Annotated in this window: 7 protein-coding genes; all 7 read left to right on the top strand. The window is 56.5% G+C overall.

Annotated elements, in window-relative coordinates; translation table 11 throughout:
- The first annotated feature begins 44 nt into the window (after positions 1-44).
- The 7 genes from ACFOTD_RS01655 to ACFOTD_RS01625 all read left to right on the top strand — a co-directional run bounded on the left by ACFOTD_RS01655 (position 45) and on the right by ACFOTD_RS01625 (position 14,294).
- A complete protein-coding gene (locus tag ACFOTD_RS01655) occupies positions 45-4,862 on the top strand; it encodes a sugar-binding protein (RefSeq protein WP_378115101.1) in 4,818 nt (1,605 codons plus the stop codon).
- Between the two features lie 202 nt (positions 4,863-5,064).
- Complete coding sequence (locus tag ACFOTD_RS01650) at positions 5,065-6,876, top strand: sensor histidine kinase (RefSeq protein WP_378115100.1); 1,812 nt, start codon at positions 5,065-5,067, stop codon at positions 6,874-6,876.
- Complete coding sequence (locus ACFOTD_RS01645; protein WP_378115098.1) at positions 6,857-8,497, top strand: response regulator; 1,641 nt, start codon at positions 6,857-6,859, stop codon at positions 8,495-8,497. Before ACFOTD_RS01650 ends, ACFOTD_RS01645 begins: the two co-directional genes overlap by 20 nt.
- A 128-nt stretch (positions 8,498-8,625) precedes the next feature.
- Entirely contained in the window at positions 8,626-10,050 is a 1,425-nt protein-coding gene (locus tag ACFOTD_RS01640; RefSeq protein WP_378115096.1) for an extracellular solute-binding protein, read from the top strand.
- 73 nt (positions 10,051-10,123) lie between these two features.
- Entirely contained in the window at positions 10,124-10,999 is an 876-nt protein-coding gene (locus tag ACFOTD_RS01635; RefSeq protein ID WP_378115094.1) for a carbohydrate ABC transporter permease, read from the top strand.
- Between the two features lie 5 nt (positions 11,000-11,004).
- Complete coding sequence (locus tag ACFOTD_RS01630) at positions 11,005-12,330, top strand: carbohydrate ABC transporter permease (RefSeq protein WP_378115092.1); 1,326 nt, start codon at positions 11,005-11,007, stop codon at positions 12,328-12,330.
- A 26-nt stretch (positions 12,331-12,356) separates the two neighbouring features.
- On the top strand, positions 12,357-14,294 hold the full coding sequence (locus tag ACFOTD_RS01625; RefSeq protein WP_378115090.1) for an FAD-dependent oxidoreductase: 1,938 nt from the start codon (positions 12,357-12,359) through the stop codon (positions 14,292-14,294).
- Positions 14,295-14,299: the final 5 nt, after the last annotated feature.

Raw genomic sequence — 14,299 nt, 5'->3', positions numbered from 1 at the left:
TTATACTGAAATTGCATCTAACCTAATGATGAGGAAGGTGGGGTATGATGAAGAGGAAGTCCGTTGTATCATTGTTGCTCGCATTGATGATCGTTGTCGCGATCGTCCCGTCTTACGCAAGCGCGGATCCGGTACCGGGCCCGGTCAGCATCGCGCTGGGAGAGACGAATACGGAGAACGGGATTACGGCATGGAGCGGAGACGGCCCGGGAGGCGTCGTTAAAGAGACGGTACAAGGCAAGTCCGGTTGGAGAACCGATCCGGCCGGCGGGGAGAAATATATTTACCTGAATGTGCAGGATGCCTTCATCAATGGCGGAACGAACGCGGTTACGGTCGCGTTCGAGTATTACGACAGCGCCGACATCGCGAACAACACCTTCGGCTTCTCTTACGATTCGGTATCGAACGCTTGGGATTATAACGTTCCCAAGACGTATCTGACCGGCAGCAACACATGGAAGACGGTCACCTACTCTTTGAAGGACGCGAACCTCGCGAACAGGGAAAACGGAGCAGACATCCGAATCGATACCTCCGTTCCCATTCTGTTCGGAAGCGTCACCGTGGGGAAGAGCGCGGCAACTTCCGTGGCGACGGGGGTTCAAGCGGTCCCGGCAAGCGTCAGCCTGCCGATCGGCACGACAAGAACGATCGCCGCAGCCGTGACGGACCAGAACGGGTACCTGATGAACAAGCTTGCCGTCAGCTATTCCAGCAGCAATACGTCGGTCGCCACGGTCGACAGCACGGGCAAGATCACGGCCTTGCAAGCAGGAACCGCCGTCGTCACGGCAAAGAACGGCGCTTTAGCGAAAACCGTTCCCGTCACCGTGACGCCGTTTACCGGTCCGGCAACCGCAATCCTGGGCGCTGCCGTACAGGAAAACGGATTGACGCCATTTGCCGGAGATACGAACGCCAAGACCATCCAGACCTATAGCGGCATCACCGGTTGGCAGACGAATCCGGCTGCCAGCGCGCATTACATTTATTTCAAGGTGTCCGACAATTATATTTACGGCGGCAAAAATAAGGTCAAGGTGACGGTAGATTACTACGACAGCGCCGTGACGGGCGAAAAGGGCTTCAAGCTGGCCTACGATTCCACGCTGACCCAGTACGCCTATACGGATCTGACCTTGCTGAAAGGCAGCAACACTTGGAAGCAGGCGACATACATCGTCGACGATGCGCAATTCGGCAACCGTCTGAATAATGGCGCCGACTTCCGGATCGAGACGAGCGTCCCGATCTGCTTCTCCAAAGTGGAGGTGGAGTTGATTCCTACCGTGTCCATGCGGGGAGCGCAAGTGAAGACGGGCAGCGTCTTTAAGGAGACGGAAGCTTCGGCCGTCAATTTGGTTTTCGACAACCAATTCAATTCGGGCAGAACGCTGGACGTGACGTACAACCTTCTTGACGATGCCAATGCCGTCGTGGGTGACGGCGCGTTTCAGGTCAGTCTCAATCCAATGCAGAAGGGCTTCGTCAAGCCGCTGAACTTCGGCATTTTGGATAAAGGGACCTACACCGTATCCGTAGACGCGGTCAATGCGGACGGTACGATTAAGCTCCATGAAAACATTCACATCGGCACGATCGCCGATCTGACGGGCAAGCCCGTGCATTCCTTTCTGGGATTGAACACGCACTTCAGCAAAGCGTACGGGGGCTCGGACGTCCGGCTGCCGCTTGCCGTCCAGACGGGCGCCGTATCGATTCGCGACGGCTATGTCGCGGGCAATCCGACGACCTACATCGACAATGCGACCGCCAACGGATTAAGTACGTTTATCGTGACGAGCACCGATCCCGTTGCCATCCAGCAGACGGTGACGAGCCTGCAGGGCAAAGTGAACGCTTTTGAGATCGGCAATGAGTTGAGCACGCAATTGACGCCGGCGCAGTATCTGGCCATTTTGCAGAACGCTTATACGACCATCAAGGGCGTCAATCCGAGCATGAAGGTCGTCGGCGGCGTAACGCTGAACTACGACGAGCCTTGGCTGAAGCAGCTGGTAGATCTTGGCGCCACGCAATATCTGGACGCGATGTCTTTCCACGTATATCCTTCGCATAATCCCGAAAAAGGAGGGACGATCGCAGAATTCCAGGATTTGAAGGACTATATCCAAGCTTATCAAACGAACCACGGGCTTACGAAGGAGATTGAATTGTGGCTGACCGAGATCGGCTGGCCGACGATGGATCAGAAGTGGGGAGGGGTTACGGAGATTGACTCGGCTTCCTACGCGGCTCAATTGTACGTGACCAATCTGGCGAACGACACGTTGATCGACAAAATTTATTGGTACGATTTTCTGAACGATTGCACCGACGGGACCTTCTATGAATGCAGCCAAGGCTTGCTCTACGTCGACAATTCGCCTAAGCCTTCGTTCGTCGGGCTGAATGCCGTATCGGACCTGCTGGGCGGCGCCTCCTTCGTTCAAGCTTACAGCTTGGCGGACGGCGACGTCAGGGCGTATAAGTTCCACCGGGCGTCCGACAACCAGGATATCGTCGTGCTCTGGTCGAATGTCGACAAGCAAATCGGCTTGCATACGGGAAGCGCCCAGGTCGTACTGACGGATCTGTTCGGCAATGCCCGTTCCTTCGATACGATCGACGGGACGACGACGTTCACGATTTCCGAAGCTCCCGTCTACCTCATCGGGAACTTCGCCGCGGCTCCCGTTCTGGATACGCCGACGTACACGGCGAATGCATCGGTCGTTACGGCAGCGCCCGGTGAAGAGGTTCAGATCACGGTCACGCGGGCAGGCGGGGCCCAGTCGCTCTCCGGTACTTATGAGTCCGTGCTGCCTCTCGGCTGGCAGTTGGTCTCGGGAAGCGCCTACAGCTCCGGATCGGCGACGGACGTCTTAACCGTGAGAGCCCCGGAGACCTCTTCCGATGGCATCGCGAGAATCAATCCGATCGGTTCGGCGGGGGAACGTTACGGCAGCCTGACGCTCGAATTCCGGATGAAGGAGGCGGTCGTCGTGCATGCCTCCCCCGTCGTGAACGCAGCGGGCGACGGATGGGATCTGGCAGTCACGATCGACAATCAGAATTCGCTTGCGACGATGAGCGGAGGCACCGTGACGGTGCTGGAGCCGGCTTCGATGGCCGGAACGTTCGCCTTCGGACCGATCGCGCCGAATTCCGGCGCGACCGTCGCGATTCCAGCGTCGTCCCTGAGCAAGGACACGCCGCTTCCCGTCAAGGTGCGGGTAGACCGGGACGACGGGTTCTCGCAGCTCATCGAACGGAATATGAGCGCCCTGACGGCGGTGAAGGCGAACCAGCCGATCGTGATCGATGGCGTCCTGGGCAGCGCGGAGTGGAGCCATGCGGAATCGTTCGCGCTCGATCAGGCCTCGCAGGTCCGGCTCATGTCCGATTGGGGAGGAACGGCGGACTTAAGCGCCGACGCCTATACGAAGTGGGACGCGGAGCATCTGTACCTGGCCGTCCGCGTGACGGACAATACCCACCTTAACAACAACCCGCCGGGGGATTCCTGGAAAGGCGACTCCATCCAGTTCGCGATCGATCCGGGCCGCTCTATCGAACCTGGTAAGCTGGGATGGAGCGAGAACAGCATCGCCTTGAATTCGGAGACGAACGCGGTCATGAAAAGAGGCGGCATCGGCGGCAATAACCTGCAGAATTCCTCGGTCGCGGTCCATCGCGAAGGTACCCAAACCGTCTACGAGATGGCGATCGACTGGTCGGATATACTGCCGGCCGGCATGACGCCGTCCGCTGCGAACGCGATCGGATTCTCCTTCCTGGTCAACGATAATGACGGAACGGGCAGACGCGGATGGATGGAATACATGAGCGGGATCGGCCTTAGTAAAAATCCGGAGCTTTTCGGAGATTTGATCTTAACGGACCGGACGAACGTTGGAGCGGACATCTCCGAACCGGCGTCGATCGCGGTCGACCCGGCAGCCGTCGCCTTGCCTGTCGGCGGTACGGCTTCCGTAACGGCAGCGGTCTACGATCAGAATAACGCAGCCATGAGCGGCGTTCAGATCGCTTGGTCGAGCAGCGATCCGGCGGTAGCCGCCGTCGATGCGACAGGGACGATTACGGCGGTATCGGCGGGTACGTCCGTCGTGCAAGCCGCTTATGGAGGCTTGACCGCGAACGTGGCGGTGACGGTTCAAGCCGTCGTCTTGATCTCCGACACGTTTGGCGGAAGCAACGGGAGTACGCTCGCCGGCAGATCGCCGGACGCGGCCAACCTTCCCGGGGGAACCTGGACGTTGCTCAATTTCCCTTCGAACGGCAATTTTTCCGCCTTCGTCAACACCGGCTCAGGCGCTCCCGCACCGCAAGCGCAGATGAACGCTGGCGGCAATGCCAAGGGCGCGATCGCCATTCCGCTCGGCAGCGCTGGCACCTATGCCAAGCCGGCGCGCCTGCGCATCGAAGCGGACCTTTCGTTCCCGGTTAAAGCTTACGAGCACGTGGGGCTCGGATTCTATGCCGCCCTTCCTTCCTGGAGCGGCGGCGATATCGTGGAGACTTCTTTTACGGGCCTAAGCATCGACAATCGGACGGGAGCGATCACCCTGAAGGTGAACGGGCAGTCCGTCGGATCCTCGATCGCGTATACCGGCGCATGGAATCCGGAGAGCGGCTTTCTCCATCTCGCCTATACGGTGAATACCGCAAGCGGCGCGATCTCCGACGTAACCTTCACGGGAAGCACGAGCGATTACAGCTTCGCGACGGCCGGCTTCACCAACAACGCGACGGCCTATGCAGCCGCCCTGATCGGATCAACTTTTCAGCGGGATCACCGGGTTTATGTGGATAACTTCAAGGTAAGCGGGGTCTAACGCCAAGCGGAACAACGGCGGTGCGAGGGAATGCTCCCTCGGCCGCCTTTTTGCGTTCACGTTAAAATATTCATAGCGAGGAAGTGTAGATTTTCCATTCTCGCTTTTTTTTTAACGCTATACAATTACGCTGAATCTATAGTTGGAAAGGGCCCCCTTTGCAGGATTAGACAGAACGATCACGAACAATAGAGAAAAATGCATGCTGGGGGCGATGGCGATATTCTCGTTGATCCAATCGGTCAAAAAGCGGACGATGGACGTATTCGCTTACGTCGCGCGCTCCCTGTTCCGCAAAATGCTGCTCGCCTTATTCGCTATTATCACGGTAACGGTATCGACGCTTGGCCTCTATTCCTATTCCCATACTTCCTCAGACATTAAGCAGCGCGAAATCCAGAACATGGAGATGTTCAGCTCGCAATCGGCATCCAACCTGGAGACGCAGATGGCGAACATCAAGAGTACCGCATGGAACTACTTCTCGGATCCGAGATTCCAAAGCTTCGTGCAAACGTTAGGCTCCGATCCTGTGGCCTATGGCGAGTTCTCCGGCAACTTCAGCCAGTTCGTGACGGATCATTCCGCCGTGGAATTCATTGTGGTCACCCAGCTCGAAGGCAATCGCCTGATCAAAGGCAATCTCAATAACACCGACGTGCCCGACTTCGAGGCGTTGAAGAAAGTGGCGATCGCGAACGACGGAAAAGGCGTATGGGTGCCCTCGATCGCGTTCGACCGTCGCACGGGTCAGGAAGCGAGCACGCTTACGTTCGTACAGGCGGTGAAGAAGATCAGCGCGCTCTCCAAGTTCCCCATCATCGGCGTCCTGATGGTCCAGCTGTCCTACGAGCATCTGAGTCAATGGCTGGCGGGTCTCGGAGAGACGGAAGGCGTAGACTTCCTGCTGGCGGACTCCAATACGGAGACGGTCCGAATAGCGGACGATCTCTCCTTGCTGGGCAAGCCGCTCGAACGCCATGGGGACGCTAAGGTGCTGTACGTCTCCCAGCCCTTGGCAAATACGTCTTGGGTCCTGATCGGCATCGTCGACGTTCGCACCCTGCTCAAAAAGGTGAACGGATTGGCGCGGGATACGATTTTTATCGGAATGGCCTGCTTAATGGGCGCCATGCTGATCGCAAGTGTGTTGTCTTCGCGAATTCTCACTCCGCTCAAGGAGCTTAAGAAAGGCATTCTGGCCGTCGAGAAGGGCGACTACGATATTACGCTCCCTATTCGCTCCAAAGACGAGACCGGATACATCATCCATCGTTTCAATCATATGGCCGAGGAAATCAAGTCGCTGATCCTGAAAGTATACGAGGCCGATCTGGTCCGCAAAGAGGCGGAAATCAAGTCGCTTCAATCCCAGATCAATCCTCATTTTTTATACAACACGTTGGGCATTATCGATAGTCTCGCTACGCTTCACGAGGACGATCGAATCAGTCTCATCAGCCGGTCGTTGGCGAAGATGTTCCGCTACAACATCGGCACCGACAGAATGTCGACGATGCAGTTGGAGTTGCGGCAGATCGAGTTGTATCTCTACATTCAGCAGCAGCGATACGGAAGTCGGTTTAAATACGCGATCGAGGTCGAGGAGGCGTTGTACGGCATTGCCATCCCGAAGCTGTTGATCCAGCCCGTGGTCGAGAACTGCTTCGTGCATGTCTTCGATAAAGTTTCCGCTCAGAGCGAATTGCGAATCCGCGGCTGGAGCCGAACCGATCAAGAGATCTATCTCTCCGTATGGAACAACGGCCCGCCGATCGCGACGGCAAGATTGGATGAGTTGAACATGCTGCTGAGCCAGGACTTCCAGCAGCGCCGGGACTCGAATCCGCCGTCTTCCATCGGGCTCATGAACGTGCAGCATCGCATCAAGCTTTTATACGGGAGCGCTTACGGGCTGACGATATCCAGCGAACAGGAGCAAGGGACGTTAGTCGTTATTACGCTAAGAAAACTGGGAGAGGAGGAGCGGACGGATGAAGGTGCTCCTTATTGAAGACGAGCCTTTGCTGCGGCAAGGTCTTGTTCGGGTCATCGAGCGAATGGGACTGCCGATCGAGGAGATCGGCGAAGCCGCGGACGGACTCGAAGGCTTGCGACGACTGGCCGAATGGCGTCCGGACATCGTCGTCACGGATATTCGAATGCCGGAGATGAACGGACTCGATTTTATCCGCGAGGCCAAAAAGCTGGACGAGAAGCTGCAATTCATTCTAGTCAGCGGATACGAGGAATTCGAATTCGCCAAAAGAGGCATTCAGTACGGCGTCGCCGATTACCTGCTGAAGCCGGTCGATCCCGAAGAGCTTCGGGGCTGCCTGATTCGAATCATGGCGAAGATCGAGCAGGACCGACGGCATTCGTCAATGGGCGACGAGCTTCAACAGCTTCAGAAAAAAAGCGAAGAGACCTCGCGCGAACGGCTGTTGACCAAGCTGATCCAGCAGGGGGGCGAAAGCGCTGCCGTCGAGCAGGACGAGAAGCTGGCCGCCATGAACGTCTCTTGTCGCGAATTCGTGGTGGTCGTGTTCGAAGTCGAGCTGCCCGGCCTGCCCCATCGTTCCTTCCTCAAAGGGGATGAAGCGCTGCTTCGATTCGCAATCTCGAACGTCATCTCCCAGATGCTCGAATCCTCTGACCGCCAAGGAACGCTGTTCCGTCATTCGATCTATGACAAAGAGCTCGTCTATGTGCTTGGGGACGGGCAGTCCATCGAACGCTCCGCCATGAAGCGGGAGCTTGAAGAGGCGATGACGGGCATTAACCGCTATCTCAAGGTGGAGGCGACCGTCGGCATCGGCATGCCTGTGCGGAATATCGGCCAGATCCATCAGTCCTATCAGCAAGCGAAGCAAGCGCTGCGGGATCGGATCCTCCATGGACGCAATCAAGTTTACGGGATGCCGCAGGCAGCCGGCGGCATGAGGAACGGATGCTCGATCCTCGCGGAAGAGGACGAGCGACTCGTATTTCATCTTTTAAACGACGGCAACGCGTCGGCTCTGACCAAGTGGCTCGGCCGCCGTATCGAAGCTCTCGTTCAAATCGAGTCGTCCAGCTTTAATCAATTAGAGAGCTTCTGCATCGATTTTTATCTCCTCTATCGCAAATATCTCCTCCTTCAGGCGAGCATCCCGGAATGGATTATCGGTGAAGTCGACGATATGCTGAGCTGGCTCCACGGGGCGGAGGACTGGACGGAGATCGCGGGCAAGCTCGCGGGAATGACGAATAATTTGATCGAGCACTTAAGCCGAATGCGGCATTCATCGAATCCCGACCTGATGGACGAGATCAAGCTCTATATCGACAATAACCTGCACGAGCCGATCAGCCTGCAGACGATCGCGGATCGCTTCTATATCCATCCGAATTATTTCTCCAGACGGTTTAAAGAGAGGTTCAAGAGCAGCTTCGTCAGCTATATGACGGACGAACGGATTCGCAAAGCCGAACAGCTCTTGAAAAAGACAGAGCTGCAGATTCAAGAAATAGCCGTCCTGGTCGGTTTCCCCGACGCGGCATACTTCAGCAGCGTGTTCCGGAAGTCGACGGGCACGACCCCGATTCAGTATCGCTTGAAGGGGGCGGCTTCCTCGGGGAAAGAGGGCGGATGATCGGGGGAGAGCCTGCCATTTAGTTGAAATTCTCATATCCGAATGGTTTATTATTTCTATTCAGCTAGAAGTTTCCAACCCTTATGATGAAGATGTAAAACAACCACTTGTCACAGGAGGTTTATGGAATGAAGCGTTATAGGGGTTCTAAACAAAAAGGGGCTGCGATGTTAACGATGTCGTTAGCCTTCGGCATGCTGGCGGCGTGCGGTTCCAATAACGGGGACGATCCGGCGGCTCAGCCGACGGATCAGTCGAGCGCCAGCGCTCCGGCGGCGACGAATTCGACGGCGCCTTCGAAAGAAGCGGCTATCGTCGAGATTAAGGTCTGGGATAAGCCGGCGCCGGATGCCTCGAACAAAGCGGTTACCGAAGAGCTTCAGGCCAAGTTCGACGACGCTCATCCGAACATCAAAGTCATTCACGAGGACGAGACGCAAACGTCAGAGAAATTTTTGGCAGCGGTCGCAGGCGGCGAGCAGCCGGAGGTGTTCCGGCCCTCCTTCCCTAAGATGCAAGAATACGTTCAAGCGGGCATCGTGGCGGACATCACGGATTTGGTCAGCGCCTCGCCCGACAAAGATCGCTTTATCGACGGCGCCTTCAACATGGCCACCCGGGACGGCAAAATCTATGGCGTGCCCTTTACGATGTATTCGACCGGCGTGTATTACAACAAAAAGCTGTTCGCGAACGCCGGAATCGCGAGCCTTCCGACCACTTGGGACGAATTCGCCGCGACGGCCAAGACCGTGCAAGAGAAAAATCCGGGGACCGTCGGATTCGATATTCTCGGCATGGACTGGGGCGACTGGCACTTCGAATATTACGTCTGGCAGGCAGGCGGAGATTTGACGGAGCTGCAGCCGGACGGAACCGTCAAGCTGGCCTTCACTTCGGAAGCGGCCGTCAAAGCCCTTCAGTATTACAAGGACTTGAAGTGGACGCATCAAGTCGTTCAGAGCAACGTGCTTCAATCTTACGAAGAGAATAACAAGGATTTTTACAGCGGCAAATCGGCGATGATCCTCGGCGCTTCCGACGCCTACAACGCCTTCGTCAGCCAAGGGATGGATCCGAACGAAATCGGCTTCATGCCCTACCCGGTAGGTCCCGCGGGCGTAGGCCCGTCCCAGGTAGGCGGCAGCTTCTGGGCCATCAGCCCGTCGGCGTCCCCTGAGAAGCGGCAAGCGGCCTTCGAATACATCATGTTCATGTCGTCCAAAGAAACCATCGAGTCCCGTTTGCAGTTCAACAAAGACAACGGTCTCGGCGTCAATCCGTTCACCGTCGTCAAGGACGTGGATCCGACGAATTATATCGAGGGGATGCCGACCGATTTCTTAAGCGCCATCCGCAAGGCGGCCGAGACACAGCAATTGGAATACTACTTGAAATCGAGCCTGAGTCCTTACGTGGTAAAGCCGATCCAGAAGATTCTGCTCGATAAAAACGCGGATCCGCTGACGGAACTGAAGGCGGCCGAGCAATTGGCGCAGAAGGAAGTAATCGACAAGTACAATAAGGATATCCTGAGCAAATCCAGCAAATAAGGACGGATTGTTAAAATGTCGGGGTTTCCATCATGGAGATCCCGGCATTTATTCTTTTGCAGGCGGTGAATAGATGAAGCTCGAAAATCGATTCCGCATTCGGTGGACGCCGGTCTTGTTTTTACTGCCGTCCGTTGTCGTCTTTATCGTGTTTAAATATTATCTGATTTTCTCGGCCGTTCAGATCAGTTTGTTTAACTACGATATCGTGAATCCGCCCGGCAAGTTCGTAGGATTGGAAAACTATTTCGTCTTTTTGAAGACGTCGACGTTCTGGCTCGCGTTAAAGAATACCTTTATTATTTTCCTGCTGTCCGTCGCGCTAACGTTCTGGGTTCCGATCGTTCAAGCGCTCTTCCTCAGCGAGATTCGCAGGGCGAACGCGGTGTACAGGGTGCTGTATCAAATTCCGAGCATCCTGCCGGTCGTGGCCGGCGCGCTGCTGTGGAAGTGGATGTACAACCCCGACAGCGGACTGTTCAATTACCTGCTCGGCAAGATCGGGCTCGGTCCCTACGGCTGGCTCAACGATATCGCCATGACCAAGTTCGCGATCGTCCTGCCGGGGTTCTTCGCCAGCGGCGGAATCGGCGTGCTGCTGTACTATGCCGCGATCAAGTCGATCCCTTCGGAATTGTTCGAATCGGCCAAGATCGACGGCTGCGGTCCGTGGCGCCGCATCCTGTTCCTCGTTCTACCCAACATTCGGTTTGTCATCCTCATCCAATTCATCTCGTTCATGTCCGGCGCGCTGCTCGCGTTCGACAATATCTTCATTCTGACGAAGGGCGGTCCCGCGGACGCTTCGCTCGTCGTATCCTTGCTCATTCAGCGCTCCGCCTTCGAGCAATCGAATTTCGGCATGTCGGCGGCACTCTCGTTTTTCATGTTTCTTGTCATCGCCGTGCTCACCGTCATTCAATTCAGGCTGCAGAGGGAGGAGGACTGATCCGCATGCCATCCAACCGCATCTCCGAGAAGGGCGAGAAGGGACTTAAAGTTACCTCCTATGCCGTGACGATCTTTTTCCTCGTGTTCGGCACGCTGCCTCTCGTGTGGCTGTTCCTCACTTCCATGATGGACAACGAGTCGATTCAATCTCCAAGCCCCAAATTTATGCCGTCCGTGCCTCATACCCTTACCGTTACGATCGATTATACCGGCGTCGATAGCAAGGAAGAGGACTTTTACAAAAAAGACGCGATGGAGGCGATCTGGTTTCCGTGGGCGGCCTTAATCCGCAGCAACATCGGCGAGATTACCGTAGAAGGGACGAAGGACGGCAAACGGCTGTTCCGGGCGAAGACCACTTCGGCTCAATTCTATGTAGGCCAGATGTCCGTCGTTCCTACCCGGGTCGTCAACGACCAGGTGATGAAGCTGAAGCTTGCGACCATCGCGGACAGAAAGCTGAGCGACTTCGCGTGGTACGGGCCGGCATCCAAGCCCGCCAAGGCGCCGGGCGCCTCCTCAAGCCATGAGGTGGCGAAGCTTTATCGCGATTTCTTCGCGGCCCATGACGTGTTGGCGGGGGAAATTACGAGCATCGAGCATTCCCGCAACCCGATGCGGCTGTTCGATAGCTTCGCAAGCTTGCAGCGTATGGCGTCGGGAAATGCGGGCGAGCTGGGGTTCTACCGTTACTTTATCAACAGCGGCATCGTCACGTTCGCCGTCATCTTCTGGCAGCTGATCTTCGCAGGCATCGGCAGCTATGCCTTGTCCCAGCTTATTCGGAGCAATCGTCTGAGGTTCTCGCTGCTGATGTTTTTCCTGGCGACCATTATGATCCCGGGGGTATCGACCTTGATTCCTCAATATATCCTGATCAAGAACTTGCATTTGAGCGACACCCTTTGGGCGATTATTCTGCCGCATTTCGCCTGGGGCTTCGTCATCTTTCTGTTCAAGGGCTTCTTCGATCAGCTGCCCAAGGAATTGCTGCAGGCCGCGCGGATCGACGGGGCGACGGAATTCAGAACGTTCCTGCGGATCGTCATGCCGATGTCGATCCCCGTATTCACGATCGTGGGGGTCATGACCTTCCTGCCCGTATGGAACGAGTTCATGTGGCCTTATATCGTGACGAAGTCGCCGGAAAACTGGACGTTCCCGGTCGCCATGAACGACATGCAGCAGACGACCAACCGGAACACCATCGTGCGGCCGAACTGGATCAGCGCGAGCGGCATCCTGTCTCTGATTCCGCTGCTGCTCTTGTTCATATCCACTCAGCGCTTCGTCGAAAAAGGGATTAATTTTACGGGAATCAAAGGCTAATCGCCGTTAAAAGGAGCAGAGGTCAAATGAGCGGTTTTGAGGTTGTCATCTATGGAGCGACGCCGGGCGGAATCGGTGCGGCGCTCGGCGCGGCAAGGCAGTGCCGCAGGACCTTGCTGTTGGAACCGACGGGTCACCTGGGAGGCATGCTGACGAGCGGATTGGGAAGAACCGATATTCTCTCCCGCGACGCTTGCGGCGCCGTTTTCCGCGAATTTGCCGATCGCGTGCTCGTCTATTATCGCGATCGGTACGGGGAGGATTCCGAGCAGGTCAAGGCATGCAATAACGGACTCTTCTTCGAGCCGTCCGTGGCCATGCGCATCCTCGTAGAAATGGCGAGCAAGGAGAACCTGCTTCAGGTCCGGATGCGCACGGAGCTCAAGGGGGTGCGGGTAGAAGGCAATCGCCTGCGAGGCCTTCGACTGCAAACCGATGAAGGGGAACGGGAGATCGACGGCTGCGTGTTCGTGGACGGTACGTACGAGGGCGATCTGGCGAAGCTGGCGGGCGTTCCTTATCGGCTGGGCCGCGAATCCCGGGACGAATGGAACGAGGAATACGCCGGCAAGCTCTATATGAACTTCGACGAGTCCAAGGAAGTTTATCCTGGCAGCACGGGCGAAGGGGACGATCGGATACAGGCGTTTAATTTCCGGCTGTGCCTTACTCAGGACCCGGATAACTTCATTGCGATTGCCAGACCGCAGGCGTATGACCGCGAGCGTTATGCCTCGCTGGCAAGCGACATTGCCGAGCGGCGCGTCAACTCCGTTCGCGACGTGATTAATATTCTGGACGTGCCTAACGGCAAGACGGACTGCAATAACCATCATTACTGCATGTGCTCGACGGACCTTCCGGAGGAGAATAAGGCTTATGCCGATGGAGATCGCCGGACGAGGGAGCGGTTTGCCGAGCGTCAGCGACACTATATTCAAGGGCTGCTCTGGTTTATTCAGCACGATGAGGAGCTGCCGGAGCACTTTCGCAAGGATGCGCAAAGCTGGGGCTATGCGGCAGATGAATTTATTCATTCCGATTATTTCCCGCCGCAGCTTTATGTGCGTGAAGCTAGGCGGGTAGAGGGAGAATACACGTTTACCGAAAACGATGCCCGACTGGCCCCCGGTCTGGGACGCGCGCCGATTCAGTTCGACAGCATCGCGATCGGGGATTATCCCATCGATTCTCATGCGACGAAAAAACGGGAGCCGGAAGGCCGAAATAAAGCGCTTGAGGGGTTCCTCGGCCTGAACTGGCTATCGGAGATCTATCAGATCCCATACGGCGTCATTGTCCCGCGGGAGATTGACGGCTTGCTTGTTCCGGTCGCCGTATCGGCGACGCATATGGGATTCGGGACCATTCGAATGGAGCCATGCTGGATGCAGCTCGGTTTTGCGGCAGGCCTGGCGGCAGACCTTGCGATCGCAAGGGACGTGGACGTACGACGCGTTCCGATTGACGCCCTGCAGATCGGCTTGCTCGAGAGCGAGCAGCGTATTACCTACTTTGAAGATGTGGCCTGGGATCATCCTGCGCGGCGAGCGGCGGAATACTTTGGAGCAAAAGGGTTCTTCACGACCTATGCAGCCGGATTGGACGAATTCATGCCGCTATCCGAAGCCGCCAAGCTGATCGCATGGATACGTACCTTGCCTGGATGCCTTGCCTTGCCCGTACTTCCGGCTTCGGACCGCCTGATTCCGGTCGGCATCGATATGGGGCCGCGCCTGCCGTTGAACGAAGCCGGCCCACGGGAGTATTGGCACGACAAAAGCGTGCTGACCGGGACGATGGCGACACGGTGGATGCGAGTCGCATCGAGAGCGCTTGGCGTCTCCGCCTCCGTCGGGAAAGATCTTGATGGAGCACTGGCCCGCGAATCCTGCCTCACAAGAGGAACTTTCTTGAACAGCTTGTATGCGCTCATCCGCGAAGGGCTGCGCATGCAAAGATGACCTAA

This window comes from Cohnella sp. GCM10012308 (assembly GCF_042649185.1).
Taxonomy (GTDB): Bacteria; Bacillota; Bacilli; order Paenibacillales; family Paenibacillaceae; genus Cohnella.
This window is presented reverse-complemented; position numbering and strand designations above follow the sequence as displayed.